Below are 20,910 nucleotides of genomic sequence, written 5' to 3' on the forward strand. Positions count from 1 at the left end.
CACCCTGGGTGACAGACCGTGCAGACCGCTCATCCCAACCGGTGATCAGGTCTGAGGTATGGGGCGGTCCGCAACGAAACCGCCGGGGGACCGCAACGTGTGGCTCGGCGTGCCGACCGGTGTCGTGCTCGGCGTGACCACCGGTGTCCCGGTCGGCGTCGGCGTCGGCGTCGGCGTAGGCGTCGGGGTCGGCGTGGGAGTCGGCGTGACCGGGGGAGTGACCGGCGGGGTCACCGGCGTCGGCGGCACCAGGTACAGCAGCTTGTTCGGTGAGCCGGTGCCGGGATCCTTCACCGCGTCCGAGGTCGCCGCGTCCAGCAACGCCTTCGAGACCTCCTCCGGCGTCGCCTCCGGGTTGTCGGCCAGGTAGAGCGCGATCGCGCCGGCGACGTGCGGGGTGGCCATCGAGGTGCCGCTCTTCACGTCGGTCGCCTCAGGCCCGGTGATGCCGACCGACTCGATGTCGACGCCGGGTCCGAACAGGTCGACGCAGGAGCCGAAGTTGGAGAAGTCGGCCCGGGTGTCGCTGCGGTCGGTCGCGCCGACGGTGATCGCGGACGGCTCCCGCGACGGCGACACCCCGCAGGCGTCCGCACTTTCGTTGCCCGCAGCAACGGCGTAGTTGATGCCGGTGGCCACCGACGCCTTGACCGCCGCGTCCAGGGCCGGGTCGCTGCTGCCCCCGAGGCTCATGTTCGCGACGGCGGGCTTGACCGCGTTCGCGGTGACCCAGTCGACGCCCGCCACCACGGACTCGGTGGTGCCGCTGCCGGAGCAGTCGAGCACCCGCACGGCAACGATCTTGGCGGCCTTCGCGACGCCGTACTTGGTCCCGGCGATGGTGCCCGCGACATGGCTGCCGTGGCCGATGCAGTCGACCCCGTTCTGGCCGTCGGCGATGGTGTCCGTCCCGATCGAGGCGCGGTCGCCGAAGTCCTTGTGCTCGGCGTAGATGCCGGTGTCGATCACGTAGGCGTGCACCGTGCCGGCCGTGGTGTCGGACTCGAACTTCTCGTCCAGCGGCAGCTCGCGCTGGTCGCTGCGGTCCAGCCCCCACGGCGGATCGTCCTGGTCGGCCTTGATGACCTGGTTCTGCTGCACGAAGCCGACCCGGGGGTCGGCCGCGACCTGCTGGGCCTTCTCCTCGCTCATCGCCGCCGAGAAGCCGCGGACCGACGCGTGGAACTCACGGCGTACGGTCACCTCGTACGTCGACGCGAGGCTCCGGTTGGTCGCCCGGGTCAGCTCCTCCGACGGCGTTCCGCTGAGGACGACGATGTAGCTGCCCGGGACCGCTGTCGGGGTGTTCGCCTCCCGGATCAGCGGCTCGAAACGGTCGAGCTCCGGCGCGACCCGCGCGGCCGCGGGCAGGGCCGGAGCGCAGACCAGGACAGCGGCAAGAGCGGCGGCCAGGCCGCGCGAGTTCGTGGACAGCTTCATGAATGCTCCCTGACTCGGCACACAGCGGGTCGTTCGCACGCTAAAACCGGGTCGTTGCCCAGGTGTGCCGCCGACCGGGAGCAGAGGAGAAGCCGTAACACGATCTCAGCGCTGCCGAGACGTCAGCGGCCGCGGAAGTTCTCGTACTTGCGGACGGCGAACCGGTAGGCCAGCTCGGCCAGGGGCTCGAGCTCCTTCAGGGTGGTCTCCGACGGCGACACGACACAGATCCAGTACTGCGGGGCGTAGACCGGATGCGGCATCACGGTGTCGAGAGCTGTGTGGTCGACGTCGTCCGGCACGGTCGGGAACAGTCCCAGGTAGTCAGCCTTCGACAGGCCGAGGTTGAGCCGTTCGACGCCGGGACGGTCGAGGTTCGAGGCGCTGTCGTAGACGTCGGAGGTGACCAGGGTGGCCCAGGGCATCTGCCGCTCCGGCGGGAGGTCGCCGGCCGGGTCGTAGATCCAGAAGGTGTCGCCGTTGGCGGTCAGGGTTCGGCCGCCGGGCCGGTCGAGGTACTCCACGAGGTTCATGCCTTCAAGCGTCTCATTGAAGCTGCAGTAGAGACTTTCGCGCTTCGGCGACGGGATCGGCGAGAGTTGTCGGCGGGGCGAACTAGGGTGGTGCGGTGGCTGATCCATCGTCCTACCGCCCGGCTCCGGGCTCCATCCCCGACTCGCCCGGGGTGTACCGCTTCAGCGATGCCAACAACCGGGTGATCTACGTCGGCAAGGCGAAGAACCTGCGCGCCCGGCTGTCGTCGTACTTCCAGGACCTGGCGAACCTGCACCCGCGGACCCAGTCGATGGTGACGACCGCGGCGAAGGTCGACTGGACCGTGGTCTCGACCGAGGTCGAGTCGCTGCAGCTGGAGTACTCCTGGATCAAGGAGTACGACCCGAGGTTCAACGTGAAGTACCGGGACGACAAGTCGTACCCGTGGCTTGCGATCACCCTCAACGAGGAGTACCCGCGGGTGATGGTCGGCCGCGGCCCGAAGAAGAAGGGCGTGCGGTACTTCGGCCCGTACAGCCATGCCTGGGCGATCCGGGAGACCGTCGACCTGCTGCTGCGGGTGTTCCCGATGCGCTCGTGCAGCAAGGGTGTGTTCAACCGGCACCGCCAGATCGGCCGGCCCTGCCTGCTGGGGTACATCGGCAAGTGCGCCGCGCCCTGCACCGGCCAGGTCAGCCAGGAGGAGCACCTCGAGATCGTCGACGACTTCTCCGCGTTCCTGTCCGGCCAGACCGCGACGTACGTGCGCCGGCTGGAGAAGGAGATGAAGGCCGCCGCGGCCGAGCTGGAGTACGAGCGGGCCGCGAAGATCCGCGACGACCTGTCCGCGCTGGAGAAGGCGCTGGCCAAGAACGCGGTCGTGCTCGGCGACGGCACCGACACCGACGTGGTCGCGCTGAGCGAGGACCCGCTCGAGGTCGCGGTGCAGATCTTCTCCGTGCGCGGCGGCCGGATCCGCGGTCAGCGCGGCTTCATCGCCGACAAGGCCGACGGCACGGCGACGACCGGCGACCTGGTCTCGCGGTTCATCCAGCAGATGTACGCCGCCGAGACCGTCGACGCGATCCCGCGGGAGATCCTGGTCCCCGTCGTACCGGACGACGAGGCGGCGCTGACCGAGTGGCTGTCGCAGCGGCGCGGGTCGCGGGTCGCGATCCGGGTCCCGCAGCGCGGCGACAAGAAGGACCTGATGCAGACCGTCGAGCGCAACGCGCTGCAGACGCTCACCATGCACAAGACCAAGCGGGCCAGCGACCTGACCACCCGCAACCAGGCGCTGGAGGAGATCCAGACCGCGCTCGACCTGCCCGAGGCGCCGCTGCGCCTGGAGTGCTACGACGTCTCCAACCTGCAGGGCACCGAAGTGGTCGCCTCGATGGTGGTCTTCGAGGACGGCCTGCCGCGCAAGAGCGAGTACCGGCGATTCGTGATCAAGGGCGTCGAGGGGCAGAACGACGTCGCCTCGATCGCCGAGGTGCTGACCCGGCGGTTCAAGCGGATGCTCGACGAGCGGGTCAACGTCCCCGAGGGAGAGGACCCGACCGCCAACCTGATCGATCCCGAGACCGGGCGGGCGAAGAAGTTCTCCTACGCGCCTGGACTGGTCGTCGTCGACGGTGGACCGCCGCAGGTTGCGGCCGCACGGCAGGCGATGGACGAGCTCGGGCTCGGCGACATCCCGGTCTGCGGCCTGGCCAAGCGGCTGGAGGAGGTCTGGCTGCCCGACGAGGAGGACCCGGTGATCTTCTCCCGGACCTCCGAGGGGCTCTACCTGCTCCAGCGGCTGCGCGACGAGGCGCACCGGTTCGCCATCACCCACCACCGCAACCGGCGGTCCAAGTCGATGGTCGAGAGCGTGCTGGACGACGTACCAGGGCTTGGTGAGGTCCGGCGCAAGACGCTTTTGCGGCACTTCGGGTCCCTGCGCAAGCTGCGCGGCGCGACGGTCGACGAGGTCGCCGAGCTGCCCGGGTTCGGCCGCCGTACGGCGGAGTCGGTGGTCATCGCCGTGAACACCGCGGCAACGAAGGCCGACACCGGCCGGGCGCCGTCGGTGAACACCGCCACAGGCGAGATACTGGACGACGACGGACCGGGGCCCGCCGGTCCGCCGAACGGGGAGAACGTGAACTGATGGACGAGTCGAGCGGCAACCTGATCATCGTGTCCGGAATGTCCGGCGCGGGCCGGAGCTCGGTCGCGGACGTGCTGGAGGACCTCGGCTGGTTCGTGGTCGACAACCTGCCGCCGATGTTCCTGACCACGATCGTGGAGCAGGTCGTCGGGACCGGGGCGTCGCCGCGGCTGGCCGTCGTGGTCGACGTCCGGACCGGGATGTTCTTCGACGAGCTGGACTCGGCGCTGGAGGACCTGCGCACCAAGGGCTACCGGCCCCAGGTGCTGTTCCTGGAGGCCTCCGACGACGTGATCGTGCGCCGGCAGGAGAGCGTCCGGCGGCCGCACCCGCTGCAGGGCGAGGGCCGGCTGCTGACCGGGATCCAGCGCGAGCGCGCACTGCTCGGCGACATCCGGGCCGGCGCGGACCTGGTGATCGACACCTCGAACCTGAACATCCACCAGCTCGCCGCGAAGATCGTGAACGCCTTCGGCGACGAGGAGAACGCCGAGCTGCGGGCCACCGTGGTGTCGTTCGGCTTCAAGTACGGCATCCCCGTCGACGCCGACGTGGTGGCCGACATGCGGTTCGTCCCGAACCCGTACTGGCAGCCCGACCTGCGCCCGATGACCGGGCAGGACAAACCTGTGTCAGACTTCGTCCTCGGTCATCCGCTGGCCCAGCAGTTCCTGCAGAACTACGTGGACGTGCTGGACACCCTGCGGACCGGCTACCTGAACGAGGGCAAACGGTTCGTCACGGTCGCGATCGGCTGCACCGGTGGGAAGCACCGGAGCGTCGCGATGGCCGAGGAGATCGGGCGCCGGCTGCGCGAGAAGGGGTCACCGACGTTGGTGGTGCACAGAGATCTGGGGCGGGAGTGACGAGGGCTCCTCGAGTCGTCGCACTGGGTGGCGGGCATGGCCTCGCCGCATCTCTGTCTGCCCTCCGGCAGGTCACTGACCAGCTGACCGCTGTCGTCACGGTTGCCGACAACGGCGGGTCGTCAGGGCGGTTGCGCAAGGAGCTCGGTGTACTGCCGCCGGGCGATCTGCGGATGGCCCTGGCCGCGCTGTGCCGGGACGACGAGTGGGGCCGGACGTGGGCCGACGTGCTGCAGCACCGGTTCCGGAGCGACGGCGCGCTGCACGACCACGCGGTCGGGAACCTGCTGATCGTCGCGTTGTGGGAGCTGCTGGGCGAGGCCGTCGACGGGCTCGACTGGGTCGGTCGGCTGCTCGGAGCCCAGGGCCGGGTGCTGCCGATGTCCGCCGTACCGCTGGACATCACCGCACGGGTGATCGGGCTGGATCCGCTGCATCCCGAGGCGGTCACCGAGATCCGCGGGCAGACGGAGGTGGCGACGACCGAGGGGCACGTGGTCGACGTCGCGCTCGACCCCGCCGATCCGCCGGCCTGCCCGGAGGCGCTGGTCGCGGTCGCCGAGGCCGACTGGGTCGTGGTCGGGCCCGGGTCGTGGTTCACGTCCGTGATCCCGAACCTGCTCGTCCCGGCGCTGTGCCGCGGGCTCGAGCAGACGAGCGCGCGGCGGCTGGTGACGTTGAACCTGGGCGAGCAGAAGGGCGAGACCGACGGGTTCTCGCCGGAGACGCATCTCGAGGTCCTCGCCGCGCACGCTCCCGAGCTGCGCATCGACGTGGTCCTGGCCGACGAGGGCCACGTGCCGGACCCGGCGTCGCTGCGCCGTACGGCGGCCTCGCTGGGCGCGGAACTGGTGATCGCCGACATCGCCGACGACCACCAGTTGCTGCACCACGACCCCGCCAAACTGGCCAAGATCTACCGCGAGGTCTTCGCCTGACCCCGAGCGGCCCCGAACCCCTCAGATCGGGGCCGCCCAGGATCAGCCGTTTCGGAGAAGCCGGTTCAGCGCTTCGGGAAGATCGGGGCCCGCTCGACGGTCTTGCTGCCGGGGACGCCGACCTGGTCGTTCTGGAACGGGTTGGCGTTGAAGCGGGCCACCTCACGGCCCTGGGCGTCGGAGAAGATCGCCCAGATCGGCGCCGACGGGTCGCCGACGGTCGTCCGGTGTGACGGCCAGAGGAAGAAGCCGTCCTTCACCACGGCCGGCGTCACCGCGCCGTCGGCCGTCTTGAAGTCGACCTTGGCGACGCCCGCCGGGACGACGCCCTTCGAGCCGTTGCCGTCCGCCCAGACGACGTACGGCTTGTCGGCGGTCACCGACTGGCGCAGGTAGTCGTCCTTGGGGCCACTGGTCCCGGTGTTGTCGAGGCAGTAGGCGTACCGCTGGCGGTCCGGCGAGACCAGGACAGCCTGGAACCAGCTGCCGGAGCCCTGGGCGACCGCGACCTTCCAGCTGCTGATCGCCTCGGAGCCGCCGCCGGCCTTCGCCGCGCTCTGCCGGTACTGGTTGTCGCCGGTCGCGCAGCGGGCGAGCACCTGGGCGTCGCTCAGCACGGCCTTGCCCGTGACCTCACCGGTCGTGGTGTCCACGGTGACGGTGTTCTCCGGCAGGCCGAGGCCGGCCACCGGGGCGTCGTCGCCCTGGTTCGGCCAGACCGAGACCGCGGTGGCGATCCCGGCGACGGCCAGCGCGCCGCCGGCCACCGCGCCGATCCGGCGCAAGCGCTGGCCGCGCCGGCCACGTCGTACGACGTCGTCGACGGTGTGCCGCATCGGCTCCGCGGAGTCGTCGGCCGCGTCGACCAGCAGGTCCTCGATGTCGCTGCTCATGAAAGAACCCCTTCTTTGGTGTCGGCCGGGTCAGGGGCCGGTCGATTGAGCTGTTCGCGCAAAGCGCTGAGCCCTCGGGAGGTCTGGCTCTTGACCGCTCCGGTGCCGATCCCGAGCACCTGGGCGGTCTCCTCGATGCTGAGGTCGGCGTAGTGCCGCAGGACCACGCACGCCCGCTGCCGGGTCGGCAGGCCGGTCAGCGCCTGGACCACCGCGAGCCGCTCGTCGACGGCCGCGGAGGGGTCGGCCAGCATCTGGTCCGGCACCGCGTCGTCGGCGAACTCCCGCCGCCAGGGCCGCTTGGCCTGGTCGAGCACCACCGAGACCACCGCGCGGTGGGCGTAGGTGGTCAGTCCGGCGTCGTGGTCCAACCGGTCCCAGGCGCGGTAGATCCGGACCAGGGCGTCCTGGGCCGCATCCTCCGCCCGATGCCAGTCACCGCACATCAGGTACGCCGTACGGCGCAGGCGGCGCAGGGCCGCTTCGGCGAACTCCGTGAAGTCCGCCTCACTGCGTCGTCGCATCGTGCTCCTCCCGTGGCTGTCGGAAGAGGAACGACAGCCGTACCCCGAAAGGTTGCCACGAGGCGTAACACTGATCCAGGTGGGGGAGTTGAACCCTGAGTCCGCGGCGATCGGGAACACCGGGCCCGGGCCGGTGGTTGGTCCGGATACCGGGCGAGGGTCTTTGACAGCAGTGGGAGGATTTCGTACATGGCGATGACAGCACAGGTGAAGTCCGAGCTGACCAGCATCCAGGTCACCAAACCCTGCTGCCGCAAGGCCGAGGTCTCCTCGGTCCTGCGCTTCGCGGGCGGGCTGCACCTCGTCTCCGGCCGGATCGTCGTGGAGGCGGAGCTGGACAGCGCCCGCGCGGCCCGGCGGTTGCGCAAGGACATCGCGGAGATCTTCGGCCACCCGTCCGAGGTGGTGGTGATCTCGCCGTCCGGGATCCGCAAGCAGACCAAGTACGTCGTCCGCGTGGTGCGGGACGGTGACGCGCTGGCCCGGCAGACCGGCCTGGTGGACAACCGGGGCCGTCCGGTCCGCGGTCTCCCGCCCGCGGTGGTGTCCGGCGCCTCCTGCGACGCCGTGGCGGCCTGGCGTGGGGCGTTCCTGGCGCACGGCTCGCTGACCGAGCCCGGCCGCTCCTCGTCGCTCGAGGTGACCTGCCCGGGGCCCGAGGCAGCGCTGGCACTGGTCGGTGCGGCTCGGCGGCTCGGGATCGGTTCGAAGGCCCGCGAGGTGCGCAACGTCGACCGTGTGGTGATCCGCGACGGCGACGCGATCGGCGCGCTGCTGACCCGGCTGGGCGCGCACGAGTCGGTGCTGGCCTGGGAGGAGCGCCGGATGCGCCGCGAGGTGCGCGCGACGGCCAACCGCCTGGCGAACTTCGACGACGCGAACCTGCGGCGCTCGGCGCGGGCCGCGGTGGCCGCCGGGGCGCGGGTCGAGCGGGCGCTGGAGATCCTCGGCAACGACGTACCGGATCACCTGCAGGTCGCGGGCAGGCTGCGGCTGGAGCACAAGCAGGCGAGCCTGGAAGAGCTCGGCCAGCTGCACGAGCCGGCGCTGACCAAGGACGCCGTGGCCGGCCGGATCCGCCGCCTGCTGGCGATGGCCGACAAGCGTGCCTCCGACCTCGGCATCCCGAACACCGAGGCCAACCTGACGCCGGAGATGCTCGACCCGGCGTGATCGTGGGGATTCACCAGTAGGACCAGTGGTATTCACGTGGCGGCCCCGGGGAAATCCCCGGGGCCGTTGTGCGTGGGGTGGTCTGGTCCGGTGGCCTTCGGGGTGCTGGTGGTGGTCTCATGTGGACGCTACCAGTGGATCAAGTGGGCTGTTGGGCTAGTGTTTCGGCTGTAGCGGCAGTGCTCGACAGCTAGTTCAAGGAGACGTAGTCCCGTGACCGTACGCGTAGGTATCAACGGCTTCGGCCGGATCGGCCGTAACTTCTTCCGCGCCGTGCAGGCGTCCGGTGCCGACATCGAGGTCGTCGCCGTCAACGACTTGACCGACAACCAGACCCTCGCTCACCTGCTGAAGTACGACTCGATCCTGGGCCGCTTCCCGGGCGAGGTCACGGCGACCGACGACGACATCACCGCCGCCGGCCACACCTTCAAGGCGTTCGCCGAGCGCGACCCCGCCAACCTGAAGTGGTCCGACGTCGGCGCCGACGTGGTGATCGAGTCGACCGGCTTCTTCACCGACGCCACCAAGGCCAAGACGCACGCCGACAACGGCGCCAAGAAGGTCATCATCTCCGCCCCGGCGAAGAACGAGGACCTGACCGTGGTGATGGGCGTCAACCACGAGCTGTACGACGCCGACAAGCACACGGTCATCTCGAACGCGTCCTGCACCACGAACTGCCTCGCCCCGATGGCCAAGGCCATCCACGACGAGTTCACGATCCAGCAGGGTCTGATGACCACGGTCCACGCCTACACCCAGGACCAGAACCTCCAGGACGGCCCGCACAGCGACCTGCGTCGCGCCCGCGCCGCCGCGCTGAACGTCGTACCGACCTCGACCGGTGCCGCCAAGGCGATCGGCCTGGTCATGCCCGAGCTCAAGGGCAAGCTGGACGGCTACGCGCTGCGCGTCCCGATCCCGACCGGCTCGGCCACCGACCTGACCGTCAACGTCGGCCGGGAGACCACCGCCGAAGAGGTCAACGCCGCCGTCAAGGCCGCGGCCGAGGGCCCGCTCAAGGGCTACCTGCGCTACACCGAGGACCCGATCGTGTCGAGCGACATCGTCACCGACCCGGCCTCCTGCATCTTCGACGCCGGCCTGACCAAGGTGCTCGGCAACCAGGTCAAGGTCGTCGGCTGGTATGACAACGAGTGGGGTTACTCCAACCGCCTCGTCGACCTGGTCACCTACGTCGGCGCCTCGCTCTGACGTTCCACCACCCACAGCTTGCGTCCGGTCCGCCTTGTGCGGAGCCCGGGCGCAAGCCTGTTTGCTGAGGACTGCTGAACTGTGAAGACCATCGCGGTGAAAACTATTGAGGGCCTCGGGGACGTCGCCGGCCTGCGGGTGCTGGTCCGCTCCGACCTGAACGTGCCGATCAAGGGTGACCAGATCGGCGACGACGGCCGCATCCGGGCCTCCGTGCCGACCCTGCTGAAGCTGGCCAAGGCCGGCGCCAAGGTGATCGTCACCGCGCACCTGGGCCGCCCGAAGGGCAAGCCCGACCCGGAGTTCACTCTCGCCCCGGTGGCCAAGCGGCTCGGTGAGCTGCTGCAGGCCGAGGGCGTGAAGGTGCACTTCGCCACCGACGTGACGGGCGAGAGCGCGCAGGAAGCCGTCCAGGAGCTCGACGAGGGTGAGGTCCTGCTGCTCGAGAACGTGCGGTACGACCCGCGCGAGGAGAGCAAGGACGAGGCCGAGCGCGGCGCGCTGGCCGACGAGCTGGCCGGGCTGGCCGACGTGTTCGTCAGCGACGGCTTCGGTGTCGTGCACCGCAAGCAGGCCAGCGTGTACGACGTGGCCCGCAAGCTGCCGCACGCGGCCGGCGGCCTGGTGCTCGCCGAGGTCGAGGTGCTGAAGAAGCTGACCGAGGACCCGGCCCGCCCGTACGTCGTCGTGCTCGGTGGCGCGAAGGTGTCGGACAAGCTCGCGGTGATCGACAACCTGCTCGCCAAGGCCGACAAGCTGCTGATCGGTGGCGGCATGGTCTTCACCTTCCTCAAGGCCCAGGGCCACGAGGTCGGCAAGAGCCTGCTCGAGACCGACCAGCTCGACACGGTCAAGGGCTACCTGGAGACCGCGAAGGCCAAGGGTGTCGAGATCGTGCTGCCGACCGACATCGTGGTCGCGCCCGAGTTCAAGGCCGACGCGCCCGCGACCGTGGTCGCCGCCGACGCGATCCCGGCCGACCAGCTCGGCCTGGACATCGGCCCGGACTCCGGCAAGGCGTTCGCCGCCGAGGTCGCCGGCGCGAAGACCGTCTTCTGGAACGGCCCGATGGGTGTCTTCGAGATGGAGGCGTTCGCCGGCGGAACCAAGGCCGTCGCCGCAGCGTTGACCGAGGTGGACGGACTCAGTGTCGTCGGAGGTGGCGACTCGGCTGCCGCCGTACGGCAGCTCGGCTTCGCCGACGACCAGTTCGGGCACATCTCCACCGGAGGTGGCGCGTCGCTGGAATACCTTGAGGGCAAAGAGCTCCCTGGTCTCGTAGTTCTGGAAGAGGACTGACACCGATATGGCTGACAACGCTGCCCGTACGCCGTTGATGGCGGGCAACTGGAAGATGAACGTCAACCACGTCGAGGCCGTGCACCTGCTGCAGAAGCTGAGCTGGACGCTGCAGGACAAGAAGCACGACTTCGCGCGGGTCGAGGTGGCGGTGCTGCCGCCGTTCACCGACATCCGCAGCGTGCAGACGCTCGTCGACGGCGACAAGATGAAGATCGTGTACGGCGCGCAGGACGTGTCGGTGCACGACGAGGGTGCCTACACCGGCGAGATCTCGGCCGCGATGCTGACCAAGCTGGGCTGCACCTACGTCTTGGTCGGGCACTCCGAGCGTCGCCAGTACCACGGTGAGGACGACGCGCTCGTCAACGCCAAGGCGACCAAGGCGCTGGCGGCCGGGCTGACCCCGATCGTCTGCGTGGGTGAAGGTCTGGAGGTCCGCAAGGCCGACGGTCACGTCGCGCACTGCGTGAACCAGATCGACGGCGCGCTGGCCGGGCTGAAGGCCGACGACGTGCGCAAGCTCGTCATCGCCTACGAGCCGGTCTGGGCGATCGGCACCGGCGAGGTCGCGACCCCGGAGGACGCGCAGGAGGTCTGCGCCGCGATCCGTGCCCGGCTCGAGGAGTCGTTCTCACCCGCAGTGGCCGACTCGGTCCGAATTCTGTACGGGGGGTCGGTGAAGATGAGCAGCGCAGGTGGCATCATGGCCCAGCCGGATGTCGACGGCTGCCTGGTCGGGGGAGCGAGCCTCAAGGCGGACGAGTTCGCCGGTATCTGCCGTTACCTGGACCTTCAGTTAGGCTACTCCTCGTGATTCTCGCTTTTCAGATCGTTGTCGTCATCTGCAGCCTGATCCTGACGCTGCTCGTGCTGCTGCACAAAGGCCGCGGTGGTGGCCTTTCCGACCTGTTCGGTGGTGGGGTGTCGTCCAGCCTGGGCGGGTCCTCGGTCGCCGAGCGGAACCTCGACCGGATCACCATCGGTGTCGGTTTGATCTGGTTCGCCGGCGTGGTCGCGCTCGGACTTCTGTACAAGCTCGGCTGAGAGGCGTAGCCGTGGCTGGTAGTGGTGGTGCGATTCGTGGCAGCAGGGTCGGAGCAGGACCGATGGGCGAGGCGGAGCGTGGTGAGTCCGCGCCCCGGCAGCGCGTGGTCTTCTTCTGTGCCAATGGGCACGAGACCGCGACCGTCTTCGCCGTCGAGGCGGCCGTTCCGGAGGCGTGGGACTGTCCGCGGTGCGGTCTGCCGACCAGCACCGACGTGAACAACCCACCACCGCCGACGAAGATCGAGCCGTACAAGACGCACCTGGCGTACGTGAAGGAACGGCGCAGCGAGCAGGAGGCCGCCCAGATCCTCGAAGAGGCCCTGGAACGCCTGCGCGCCCGTCGCGCCAACGGCGAGATCATCTTCTAACTCGTACGCCGGACACCCGGGCAGCCCTCAGCGGGCCCGCCCGGGTGTTCGCGTTGGCGGCGTACGCCGGTCCTGCGCGGTGTTCGCGTTGCCGCAGTAAGCCGGTCAGCTGCTCCTGCGCGCGCCGTACCGGGCGAAGAGCTCGTTGAGCTCGCCCTGCGGGATCTGGCGTTCCGCGAAGCTCATCGTGCCCTGGGCGCGCAACTCTTCGGCCGCTCGCCGGACGAAGCCCAGCGCTGCCCGCGCGATGCTGCCGCCGAGACTGATCCGGGTGACCCCCGCGCCGGTCACGTCGGCGACGGTCAGCGTCGAGCTGCCCAGTCCCATGACGACGTTCAGCGGGCCATCGATCTCCGACACCAGTGTCCTGAGCTGGTCGAGGTCGTTGACGCCCGGCACGTACAGGCAGTCCGCGCCGGCCTCGCGGAACAGGTTCGCGCGCCGGATCGAGTCCGCCAGGGGAGTGGGCTCACCGAGCAACTGACCGTCCGTCCGGGCCGTCAGCACGAAGTCCGGACCGGCCGCCTCCCGGGCGGCGACGATCCGCTCGACCGACAGCTCCTCGGCGTACAGCTCGTGGCCGTCGTAGTCCTCGATGTTGCCACCGGCCAGCCCCGCGTCCCTGGCTCTGCGAATCGTCTTCGCGACGTCCTCCGGCCGGGCGCCGTACCCGTCCTCCAGGTCGCCGTTCACCGGTACGCCGACCGCGGTGGAGATCTGGTGGATCCGCTCGAACATCGTGTCGACCGAGACCGCGGGCGCGCCGTCGGGCAGCGTGTGGTCGCCCGCGCCGAGCGAGAACGCGATGCCCGCGCTCGTCGTCGCCAGCGCGGCGAAGCCGGCCTCGGCCAGCACGATCGCGCTCCCGGCGTCCCACGCGTTCGGCATCACGAACGACGCCTGGTGCAGCTCACGAAACTGTGTCATCCCACGATCTTCCCGCGGCATCGGTTCGGCCGGCGCCGAACGAGTTGTCCACAGTATGGATGTAACACTGGCTACATGGAAGCTCTGCTTGTAACTTTCGGTACCACACTTGTGCGGTACCGAAGGAGGCCTTCGTGGCGATCGTGGTCGAGGTGGCGTACGCCTACCCTCAGCTCTGGCGAATCCTGACCAAGTCCGGCTACTTCCTCAGCACCGGTCTGGCCGGCGGGAGCGTGCTGTTCCACACCTTCGTCCTGCGGCCGGTGCTCTACCGCACCGCCAGCGAGTCCGAACGCCGTGTCCTGCGCAACCGGTCGGCCGTGCTGCTCGCGATCGCGGGGACCGCGCTGCTGCTCGCGACGTACCCGCAGTTCGCCGGCAAGGTCACCCGCGCGACCAAGGGCATGGCGTTCTCCGAGGGCCTGCGGCCGTCGGCCGTGTGGGACTACCTGCAGACCGCGGCGCCGAAGAACGCGTGGTTCTTCTCCGGCGTCACGGCCGGCCTGCAGGCGCTGATCTACAGCCTCGGCGCGCTGCTGCTGATGAGCCTGTTCCTCAAGCCGGTCCGACGGCAGGTCGACAAGATCGCCGGGATCGGCGTCGCCGTCGTGCTCGTCGCAGCGTTGTTCCTGATGGTCCCGAGCCGCTCCGCCGATCTCGAGCCCGCCTACTTCGCGAGCCACCTGGTCACCACCCTGCACCCGTACGCCGGTGGCTTCTGGATCGGAGCGCTGATCGTGCTGTCCGGTCTGGCGCTGAGTCGCAGGCAGCTGTCCCAGGACACCGGCGGCCTGGTCTGGGCGTCGGTGTGGCAGCGGTTCAGCATCATGGCGCAGGCCTGCGTGACGGTCCTGCTGGTCTCCGGGCTGCTCGAGGCATGGACGGCGGTTGGGTCGGTGTCGATCGGCGACATCCTGTCCACGACGTACGGCAAGTACCTGCTGCTGAAGGTCCTGCTGGTGTTCTCGATCCTCGGACTCGGTGCGTTCAACGAGGCCGTGCTGCTGCCGAAGATCGCGCGGGTCCGTGCGGCCGGCGACGGGCGCAGCCTGTTCCACCTGGTTCTCGGTCACTTCCCGAAGGTGGTGCTGATCGAGGCCGTGCTCGGTGTCGGCGTGCTCGCGGTGATGCCGTTCCTGAACGGTTCGGCGCGCGAGGAGGTCGGGCTGGAGGCCGACCCGCCGCCGACCGGCGGGGTCGCGCTCGCGATGGTGCTGCTGTTCGTCGCGCTGCTCATCTCGTTCGTCGCCCGCTTCCAGATCCAGAAGGCGATCGAGCAACGGGCCGTCGCCGTGGAGGCGACGACCCGTGAGCCCGTACTGACCGAAGCTACCGACTGATCTTCGAGGCGGCGGCTTCGTCGAGCAGCCACAAGGTCCGCTCGTTGCCCTTCGGCGTCGCCGCCGGTACGTCGCCGCCGGAGAGCGCGGTCCGTACGGCATCGGCCTTGTCCTCGCCGGCCACGACGAACCAGACCTCGGCCGCCTTCGCCAGCGCGGCGAAGGTCAGCGAGACGCGGGTCGGCGGGGGCTTGGGGGAGTCGTGCACCGCCACCGCCGACGTGTCGTCGACCGCGAGCTGGGGGAAGCCGGGGAACAGCGAGGCCACGTGCCCGTCCGGTCCGACGCCCAGCATCAGGAGGTCGAAAGCGGTGACGGCCTTCAGCTCTTCCACGTACGCCGCGGCTGCTGCTTCCGGGCCCTGGCCGGTGTCCGCGGCCATCTCGTGCACCTTCGCCGGGTCGACGTCGACCCTCGACAGCAACGCGTCCCAGGCCTGGGTCGCGTTGCGCTCCGCATCGCCCTCGGGCAGGAAGCGCTCGTCGCCCCACCAGAACTCGACCCGCTGCCAGTCGATCGCCGTCCGGGCGGCGGACTCGGCCACCGCCCGGTAGACGGCGGACGCGACGCGACCACCGGTCAGTACGACGTGCGCCACCCGGCCACCGCTCTGCGCGTCGATCAACCGCGTGACGAACCGAGCGGCAACCGCCGCGGCCAGCGCGTCGGCGTCCGGAGCCACCAGAACAGTCGGTTCCGCACTCATGAGCGCCCAGCCACCCGTTTGCCGGTGGACTTCTTCGCCGGCGCCTTCTTGGTGGTCGCCTGCTTGGGCGCGGCCTTCTTGGTGGCCGGCGCCGCCGTCTTCCTGCGCGCCGACTTCGCCGCGGCGCTGGTCCTCTTCGCGGCCGCGGTCTTCTGCACCGCCGCCTTCGACGGCGCCTTCTTCTTCGCGTCGGCCGCGTGGGCCTCCAGCGCCGGTGACGCGGCCTTGCCGCTCGCGGCCGCCGTACGGACTGCTGCCTTCTCCGCCGCGGACTGCGCCGAGCGCCGGTCGATCGGGCTGACCTTCTTCGCCTCGGCCGGCATCTTCTCCCGCTCGACCATGCACGCCAGCGTCTGCGCGTACACGTCGTCGGGGTCGAGCCGCCGCAGCTCCTCGCTCAGCAGCTCGGACGGCGTACGACGCTTCAGCGCGACCGGCCGATCAGGCTGACCAGGAACGCTGAACGTCGCGATGGCGCCGTCCGGACGGCTCAGCTCGATCGGACCCGCCGGAGTGAACATCCGTACGGCGGTCAGGCCCGGCCCGCGGGATGTCTTCTGCTCGACAGCGACACCGAGCTTGCACTGCAGCCACGCGGCCATCAGGTCGGCGCTCGGGTTGCCCTTGGCCGACACGACCTCCGCGCCCGTGACGTGCGCCGGGTACTGGTCCAGGGCAGCCGCCATCAGCGCGCGCCACGGCGTCAGCCGCGCCCACGCGAAGTCGGTGTCACCCGGGCGGTAGCCCTCGGCGCGGGCCGTGAAGTCCACCGAGGCACGCCGCGTCGCCGCGGCGTCGGTGACCCGGCGCCGGCCGAGCTTGCCCAGCGGGTCGGTGGCGGGCACCTTCGGCCCACCGCCCGGCCACCAGACGATGACGGGGGAGTCCGGCAGCAGCAGCGGGGTGACGACCGACTCGGGCACCTTCGCGAGCTCGCCGTGCAGCCGCAGCAGCACCGCCTCACCCGGAACGCCCTCGCCGACCCGTACCTCCGCGTCGAGTCCGCCTTCACCGCGGCCCGGCCGCAGGATCGCGACCAGCACCCGGGACGGGTGCTCGCGGCCGGCCTCGTTCGCGGCCTTCATCGCGTCGTGGTGGGACGCCTCGTCGACGACCACCACGATCGTGCCGACCATGCCCATCGCCGGCGAGCCCGCGTTGCGGCGGGCCTTCAGCAGCGCCGACGCGATCTCGCTCGACGTCGTACCGGTCAGGTCGATGATCATGGCCGCCTCCAGGCGCGTCCGTCGCGGGCGAGCATCTCGTGGGCGGAGTCGGGGCCCCAGCCACCGGAGTCGTACTGCTCCGGCTCACCGTGCTCGGCCCAGAAGTTGATCACCGGGTCGAGGATCTTCCAGCCCAGCTCGACCTCGGTGTGCTGCGGGAACAACGGCGGGTCACCGAGCAGTACGTCGAGGATCAGCCGCTCGTAGGCCTCCGGGGAGGACTCGGTGAACGACCCGCCGTAGGCGAAGTCCATGTTCACGTCGCGGATCTCCATCATCGTGCCCGGCACCTTGGCGCCGAAGCGCATCGTGACGCCCTCGTCCGGCTGGATCCGCATCACCAGGGCGTTCTGCCCCAGCTCCTCGGTTTCGGTGGCCGTGAACGGCAGGTGCGGGGCGCGCTTGAACATCACCGCGACCTCGGTCACCCGGCGGCCGAGGCGCTTGCCGGTCCGCAGGTAGAACGGGACGCCGGCCCAGCGGCGGGTGTCCACGTCGACCCGCATCGCGGCGAAGGTCTCGGTCGTGGACGACTTCGGGATGGCGTCCTCCTGCAGGTACCCCTTGACCTTGGTGCCACCGGCCCAGCCGGCGGCGTACTGGCCGCGGGCGGTGTGCAGGTCGAGGCGCTCGGGCAGCTTGACGGCCGCGAGCACCTTCTTCTTCTCCTGCCGCAGCGACCACGCGTCGAAGCTGACCGGCTCCTCCATCGCGACCAGCGCGAGCAGTTGGAGCAGGTGGTTCTGGATCACGTCGCGGGCCGCGCCGATGCCGTCGTAGTACCCGGCCCGGCCGCCGATGCCGATGTCCTCGGCCATCGTGATCTGCACGTGGTCGACGTAGTGGCTGTTCCAGACCGGCTCGAACATGGCGTTGGCGAACCGCAGCGCCAGCATGTTCTGGACGGTCTCCTTGCCCAGGTAGTGGTCGATCCGGAAGACCGCCTCGGGCGGGAAGACCGACTCGACCACCTGGTTGAGCTCACGCGCGCTCTTCAGGTCGTGCCCGAACGGCTTCTCGATCACCACCCGCCGCCAGGACCCGGGGGTCTCGTCGGCGAGGCCGTGCTGCTTGAGCTTCTCCACCACCTGAGGGAAGAGGCCCGGCGGGATCGACAGGTAGAACGCGTGGTTGCCGCCCGTCCCGCGGTTGACGTCCAGCTCGTCCACGGTCTCCCGCAGCCGCTTGAACGCCTCGTCGTCGGTGAGATCGCCCGGCACGAACCGGAATCCCTCGGCCAGCTGCTGCCAGACCTCTTCGCGGAACGGCGTCCGCGCGTGCTCCTTGACGGAGTCGTGCACGATCTGCGCGAAGTCCTGGTTGGTGAAGTCACGCCGGGCGAACCCGACGAGTGCGAAGCCCGGCGGCAGCAGCCCCCGGTTGGCCAGGTCGTAGATGGCCGGCATCAGCTTCTTGCGGGCCAGGTCACCCGTGACGCCGAAGATCACCAGGCTGGAGGGCCCGGCGATCCGGGGGAGCCGCCGGTCCTGGGGATCCCGCAGGGGGTTCACCGGGCCGGTCGGCTCTTCTTCGAGTTCAGCGGTCATCGGCCGCTTGCCTCCGACTTGTCGTGTGCGTCGAGTAGGGAGATCAGCTGCTGTACGCCGGCCTGCGCGTCGGTCAGGTGCAGCCGCAGCACCGGCCGGCCGCGGTCGGCCAGGACACCGGCGTCACCCGCGGCCTGCGCCGAGATGAGCGTGCCGAAGGTGAACGGCCGGTCGGGGATCTCCACGTCGGTGGACTCCGAGGTGGAGATCTGCAGGAACACGCCCTGCGGGTGGCCACCCTTGTGGTACTGGCCGGTCGAGTGCAGGAAGCGCGGGCCCCAGCCGAAGGTCACCGGGCGACCGGTCTTCGCGGCGAGCGCCGGGCGGATCGCCATCAGGTTCTCGTCGCGCTCGGAGTCCAGGTAGGCCATGACGGCCAGGTACCCGTCGTCGGCGAGCTGGCCGAGCAGCGCGTCGAGCGCGCCCTTGGCGGTGTCGACGCCGTCGAGCAGACCATCGGTCCCGCGAACCTCCACGGCGCCGTCGGTGAACGCGGCGGTCTCAGGCTCGGGCTGCGCGTCGAGCAGACCGCGTGCGGCCTTCTTGGCGCTCTCCACGTCCGGCTGGTCGAACGGATTGATCCCGAGCAGGTACCCGGCGACCGCGGTCGCCGTCTCCCAGAGCAGGAACTGCCCGCCGAGCGAACCCGACGTCAGAGCGGTCGGTACGTCGCTGTTCGCCTTGTCGGCGAGCAGCGCGTGCACCAGGTCCGAGGCGGTGCTGTGCAGCTCGGGCGCGTGCACGCCCTTCACCGCGACCGGCAGGACACCCTTGCCGTTCTTGCCGGTGCTCTCGGCGATCAGCTGCTCGGCCCAGTCCGGGAAGCCGACGATGTCGGAGCTCTCGGCCGCGATGATCGCCTTGTCCCGGCCCGCGCTGGCAGCCAGTACGGCGCCGAGCACGAGGGCCGGGTTGTCGGCGGAGTCGACCTGGAGCGCCGGAGCCGCCTCGGCCGCCTGGTCGAGCAGGTCGGCGACGTCCGCGCCGGCCAGCGCCGATGGGACCAGACCGAACGCGGTCAGCGCGCTGTAGCGGCCGCCGACGTGCGGGTCGGCCAGGAAGGTCTTGCGGTAGCCCTCGTCGGCCGAGAGCTTCTCGAACGGCGAGCCCGGGTCGGTGACAACGACGACCCGCGAGGAAGCGTCGATGCCCGCGTCGGTGAAGGCCTTCACGAAGACCCGGCGCTGGCTGTCGGTCTCGACGGTGCCGCCGGACTTGCTGGACACGACGATCACCGTGCGCTGCAGGTCACCCGCCAGGGCCCGGGCGATCACGCTCGGGTTGGTGGAGTCCAGGACGACGAGCTCGACGCCCGCCGTCCGGGTGATGACCTCCGGCGCGAGCGACGATCCGCCCATGCCGGCCAGGACGATCCGGTCCAGGCCCTCGGCCCGCAGGTCGGCCTGCAGGGCCTCGATCTCGGCCAGCAGCGGCCGGGACGAGTCGTGCAGGTCGACCCAGCTGAGCCGGATGGCCGACTCCGACTCGGCCTCCGGACCCCAGATGGTGGCGTCCTTCGCGGCGATCCGGGAGGCGATCTTCTCCGACACCAGCCGGTCGATCGTCGACGCCCAGTCGCCGTTCGCGGTGCTGACTGCGGGCTTGGTCACTTCGCCGCCGCCTTCAGCGCCGCGGTGACGGTGTCCTGCAGCTCGGTCCACGAGACGTCGAACTTGCTGACGCCCTCGTCCTCGAGCACCTGCACGACCTCGTCGTAGGAGATGCCCAGCTTCTCCAGGTCGGCGATCACCTTGCGGTCCGCGTCGTAGTTGCCGCGCACGGTGTCGCCGGTGATGTCGCCTTCCTTCGCGACCGCGTCGATGGTTGCCTGCGGCATCGTGTTGACGACGCCCGCGGTGACCAGCTCCTCGACGTACATGGTGCTCTTGTACGCCGGGTCCTTGACGCCGGTCGACGCCCACAGCGGCCGCTGCGGCTTGGCGCCGGCGGTCTCGATCTCGCGCCAGCGGTCCGAGGCGAAGATCTCCTCGTAGGCCTCGAAGGCGAGCCGCGCGTTGGCGATCGCGGCCTTGCCCTTCAGGGCCTTGGCCTCGTCCGTGCCGATCGCGTCCAGGCGCTTGTCCACCTCGGAGTCGACGCGGCTGACGAAGAACGAGGCGACACTGGCCAGCTTGGTCACGTCGTGCCCGTTGTCGAGCGCCTTCTCCAGGCCGGTCAGGAACGCGTCCGCGACCGCCTTGTAGCGCTCGAGGGAGAAGATCAGCGTCACGTTCACGCTGATCCCGGCGGCCAGCGTCTCGGCGATCGCCGGGATGCCTTCCTTGGTGGCCGGGATCTTCACGAACACGTTCTCGCGGCCGACGGTCTCCCACAGCTCCTTGGCCTGGGCGATCGTCTTGGCGGTGTCGCGGGCGAACCCGGGCTCGACCTCGATCGAGACCCGGCCGTCGACACCCTCGCTGTCGTCGTACACGGGCTTGAACAGGTCCGCCGCGTTCCGGACGTCGTCGGTGGTGATCACGCGGATCGCCTGGTCGGTCGACACGCCCTCGGCGGCCAGCCGCTCGACCTGCTCGGCGTAGGCGTTCTTGTCCGAGATCGCCTTCGCGAAGATGGTCGGGTTGGTGGTCACCCCGCTGACGTGCTGGTCGTGGATCAGGGTCGCCAGACTGCCGCTGGTCAGCCGCTGACGGGAGAGATCGTCGAGCCAGATCGAGACACCGGCGTCGGCGAGGTCTTGCAAACGATCGTTCATTGTCCGAAGCCTCCGAGTTCCTGTGGTTG

Annotated in this window: 20 protein-coding genes; 10 read left to right on the forward strand and 10 right to left on the reverse strand. The window is 69.9% G+C overall.

Annotated features, from left to right (window positions below; translation table 11 throughout):
- Positions 1-45: 45 nt before the first annotated feature.
- Both ACLQ2O_RS26430 and ACLQ2O_RS26435 read right to left on the reverse strand, forming a co-directional pair.
- The gene (locus ACLQ2O_RS26430; protein ID WP_425835994.1) at positions 46-1,440 is read right to left on the reverse strand and encodes a S8 family serine peptidase; all 1,395 of its coding nucleotides are present in this window, start codon (positions 1,438-1,440) and stop codon (positions 46-48) included.
- 122 nt (positions 1,441-1,562) lie between these two features.
- Complete coding sequence (locus ACLQ2O_RS26435) at positions 1,563-1,973, reverse strand: DUF6194 family protein (protein WP_425835996.1); 411 nt, start codon at positions 1,971-1,973, stop codon at positions 1,563-1,565.
- A 95-nt stretch (positions 1,974-2,068) separates the two neighbouring features.
- On the opposite strand from ACLQ2O_RS26435, the gene uvrC reads away from it, so the two are divergent.
- From uvrC to ACLQ2O_RS26450, 3 genes are read left to right on the forward strand one after another with little or no spacing between them, the layout of a single operon-like run.
- Positions 2,069-4,090, forward strand: a complete 2,022-nt coding sequence (gene uvrC / locus ACLQ2O_RS26440) for an excinuclease ABC subunit UvrC (RefSeq protein ID WP_425835998.1) — start codon at positions 2,069-2,071, stop codon at positions 4,088-4,090.
- Positions 4,090-4,956, forward strand: coding sequence for an RNase adapter RapZ (gene rapZ, locus ACLQ2O_RS26445; protein WP_425836000.1), 867 nt, complete (start codon positions 4,090-4,092; stop codon positions 4,954-4,956). The genes uvrC and rapZ overlap by 1 nt, the downstream gene beginning before the upstream one ends.
- Positions 4,953-5,894, forward strand: a complete 942-nt coding sequence (locus ACLQ2O_RS26450) for a gluconeogenesis factor YvcK family protein (protein WP_425836002.1) — start codon at positions 4,953-4,955, stop codon at positions 5,892-5,894. Before rapZ ends, ACLQ2O_RS26450 begins: the two co-directional genes overlap by 4 nt.
- Positions 5,895-5,959: 65 nt before the next feature.
- Here ACLQ2O_RS26450 and ACLQ2O_RS26455 read toward each other — a convergent pair whose 3' ends face one another.
- Positions 5,960-6,787: a hypothetical protein gene (locus tag ACLQ2O_RS26455; protein ID WP_425836004.1), complete on the reverse strand. Its 828-nt coding sequence runs from the start codon at positions 6,785-6,787 to the stop codon at positions 5,960-5,962.
- Positions 6,784-7,311 (reverse strand): SigE family RNA polymerase sigma factor, encoded by a 528-nt coding sequence (locus tag ACLQ2O_RS26460; protein ID WP_425836006.1) that lies wholly within the window; start codon positions 7,309-7,311, stop codon positions 6,784-6,786. Before ACLQ2O_RS26460 ends, ACLQ2O_RS26455 begins: the two co-directional genes overlap by 4 nt.
- 189 nt (positions 7,312-7,500) lie before the next feature.
- Here ACLQ2O_RS26460 and whiA point away from each other — a divergent pair, with 189 nt between their 5' ends.
- The 6 genes from whiA (at position 7,501) to ACLQ2O_RS26490 (ending at position 12,419) form a co-directional block, all read left to right on the forward strand.
- The gene (whiA, locus tag ACLQ2O_RS26465) at positions 7,501-8,484 is read left to right on the forward strand and encodes a DNA-binding protein WhiA (RefSeq protein WP_077013978.1); all 984 of its coding nucleotides are present in this window, start codon (positions 7,501-7,503) and stop codon (positions 8,482-8,484) included.
- A 213-nt stretch (positions 8,485-8,697) separates the two neighbouring features.
- The gene (gap, locus tag ACLQ2O_RS26470; RefSeq protein ID WP_184794736.1) at positions 8,698-9,702 is read left to right on the forward strand and encodes a type I glyceraldehyde-3-phosphate dehydrogenase; all 1,005 of its coding nucleotides are present in this window, start codon (positions 8,698-8,700) and stop codon (positions 9,700-9,702) included.
- A gap of 96 nt (positions 9,703-9,798) precedes the next feature.
- A complete protein-coding gene (locus tag ACLQ2O_RS26475) occupies positions 9,799-11,001 on the forward strand; it encodes a phosphoglycerate kinase (RefSeq protein WP_425836515.1) in 1,203 nt (400 codons plus the stop codon).
- A 7-nt stretch (positions 11,002-11,008) separates the two neighbouring features.
- Positions 11,009-11,818, forward strand: a complete 810-nt coding sequence (tpiA, locus tag ACLQ2O_RS26480; protein ID WP_425836009.1) for a triose-phosphate isomerase — start codon at positions 11,009-11,011, stop codon at positions 11,816-11,818.
- Entirely contained in the window at positions 11,815-12,048 is a 234-nt protein-coding gene (gene secG / locus ACLQ2O_RS26485; RefSeq protein ID WP_425836011.1) for a preprotein translocase subunit SecG, read from the forward strand. The genes tpiA and secG overlap by 4 nt, the downstream gene beginning before the upstream one ends.
- Before the next feature lie 11 nt (positions 12,049-12,059).
- The gene (locus ACLQ2O_RS26490; protein ID WP_425836013.1) at positions 12,060-12,419 is read left to right on the forward strand and encodes an RNA polymerase-binding protein RbpA; all 360 of its coding nucleotides are present in this window, start codon (positions 12,060-12,062) and stop codon (positions 12,417-12,419) included.
- 105 nt (positions 12,420-12,524) lie between these two features.
- Here ACLQ2O_RS26490 and ACLQ2O_RS26495 read toward each other — a convergent pair whose 3' ends face one another.
- On the reverse strand, positions 12,525-13,346 hold the full coding sequence (locus ACLQ2O_RS26495) for an isocitrate lyase/PEP mutase family protein (RefSeq protein ID WP_425836015.1): 822 nt from the start codon (positions 13,344-13,346) through the stop codon (positions 12,525-12,527).
- 134 nt (positions 13,347-13,480) lie between these two features.
- Between ACLQ2O_RS26495 and ACLQ2O_RS26500 the strand changes: the two genes are divergently transcribed.
- Positions 13,481-14,686 carry a CopD family protein gene (locus tag ACLQ2O_RS26500; protein ID WP_425836017.1) on the forward strand — a complete coding sequence of 402 codons (1,206 nt, stop codon included), beginning with the start codon at positions 13,481-13,483 and terminating at the stop codon, positions 14,684-14,686.
- Here the strand turns inward: ACLQ2O_RS26500 and pgl are convergent.
- From pgl to tal, 5 genes are read right to left on the reverse strand one after another with little or no spacing between them, the layout of a single operon-like run.
- Complete coding sequence (gene pgl, locus ACLQ2O_RS26505) at positions 14,676-15,392, reverse strand: 6-phosphogluconolactonase (RefSeq protein WP_425836019.1); 717 nt, start codon at positions 15,390-15,392, stop codon at positions 14,676-14,678. The two genes, ACLQ2O_RS26500 and pgl, sit on opposite strands and share 11 nt — an antisense overlap.
- Positions 15,389-16,618, reverse strand: coding sequence for a glucose-6-phosphate dehydrogenase assembly protein OpcA (locus tag ACLQ2O_RS26510; RefSeq protein ID WP_425836021.1), 1,230 nt, complete (start codon positions 16,616-16,618; stop codon positions 15,389-15,391). The genes pgl and ACLQ2O_RS26510 overlap by 4 nt, the downstream gene beginning before the upstream one ends.
- Positions 16,615-18,165 carry a glucose-6-phosphate dehydrogenase gene (zwf, locus tag ACLQ2O_RS26515; protein WP_425836023.1) on the reverse strand — a complete coding sequence of 517 codons (1,551 nt, stop codon included), beginning with the start codon at positions 18,163-18,165 and terminating at the stop codon, positions 16,615-16,617. The genes ACLQ2O_RS26510 and zwf overlap by 4 nt, the downstream gene beginning before the upstream one ends.
- Positions 18,162-19,775 (reverse strand): glucose-6-phosphate isomerase, encoded by a 1,614-nt coding sequence (locus ACLQ2O_RS26520; protein WP_425836025.1) that lies wholly within the window; start codon positions 19,773-19,775, stop codon positions 18,162-18,164. The genes zwf and ACLQ2O_RS26520 overlap by 4 nt, the downstream gene beginning before the upstream one ends.
- Positions 19,772-20,881, reverse strand: a complete 1,110-nt coding sequence (gene tal / locus ACLQ2O_RS26525; protein WP_425836027.1) for a transaldolase — start codon at positions 20,879-20,881, stop codon at positions 19,772-19,774. The genes ACLQ2O_RS26520 and tal overlap by 4 nt, the downstream gene beginning before the upstream one ends.
- Positions 20,882-20,910: the final 29 nt, after the last annotated feature.

Source organism: Kribbella sp. DT2 (assembly GCF_049844575.1).
GTDB lineage: Bacteria > Actinomycetota > Actinomycetes > Propionibacteriales > Kribbellaceae > Kribbella.

Bases quoted from the DNA above. Each gene is read 5' to 3' on its own strand.
- ACLQ2O_RS26430 (WP_425835994.1), bottom strand. From the start codon at position 1,440: ATGAAGCTGTCCACGAACTCGCGCGGCCTGGCCGCCGCTCTTGCCGCT.
- ACLQ2O_RS26435 (WP_425835996.1), bottom strand. From the start codon at position 1,973: ATGAACCTCGTGGAGTACCTCGACCGGCCCGGCGGCCGAACCCTGACC.
- rapZ (WP_425836000.1), top strand. From the start codon at position 4,090: ATGGACGAGTCGAGCGGCAACCTGATCATCGTGTCCGGAATGTCCGGC.
- ACLQ2O_RS26455 (WP_425836004.1), bottom strand. From the start codon at position 6,787: ATGAGCAGCGACATCGAGGACCTGCTGGTCGACGCGGCCGACGACTCC.
- ACLQ2O_RS26460 (WP_425836006.1), bottom strand. From the start codon at position 7,311: ATGCGACGACGCAGTGAGGCGGACTTCACGGAGTTCGCCGAAGCGGCC.
- whiA (WP_077013978.1), top strand. From the start codon at position 7,501: ATGGCGATGACAGCACAGGTGAAGTCCGAGCTGACCAGCATCCAGGTC.
- tpiA (WP_425836009.1), top strand. From the start codon at position 11,009: ATGGCTGACAACGCTGCCCGTACGCCGTTGATGGCGGGCAACTGGAAG.
- ACLQ2O_RS26495 (WP_425836015.1), bottom strand. From the start codon at position 13,346: ATGACACAGTTTCGTGAGCTGCACCAGGCGTCGTTCGTGATGCCGAAC.
- pgl (WP_425836019.1), bottom strand. From the start codon at position 15,392: ATGAGTGCGGAACCGACTGTTCTGGTGGCTCCGGACGCCGACGCGCTG.
- ACLQ2O_RS26510 (WP_425836021.1), bottom strand. From the start codon at position 16,618: ATGATCATCGACCTGACCGGTACGACGTCGAGCGAGATCGCGTCGGCG.
- zwf (WP_425836023.1), bottom strand. From the start codon at position 18,165: ATGACCGCTGAACTCGAAGAAGAGCCGACCGGCCCGGTGAACCCCCTG.
- tal (WP_425836027.1), bottom strand. From the start codon at position 20,881: ATGAACGATCGTTTGCAAGACCTCGCCGACGCCGGTGTCTCGATCTGG.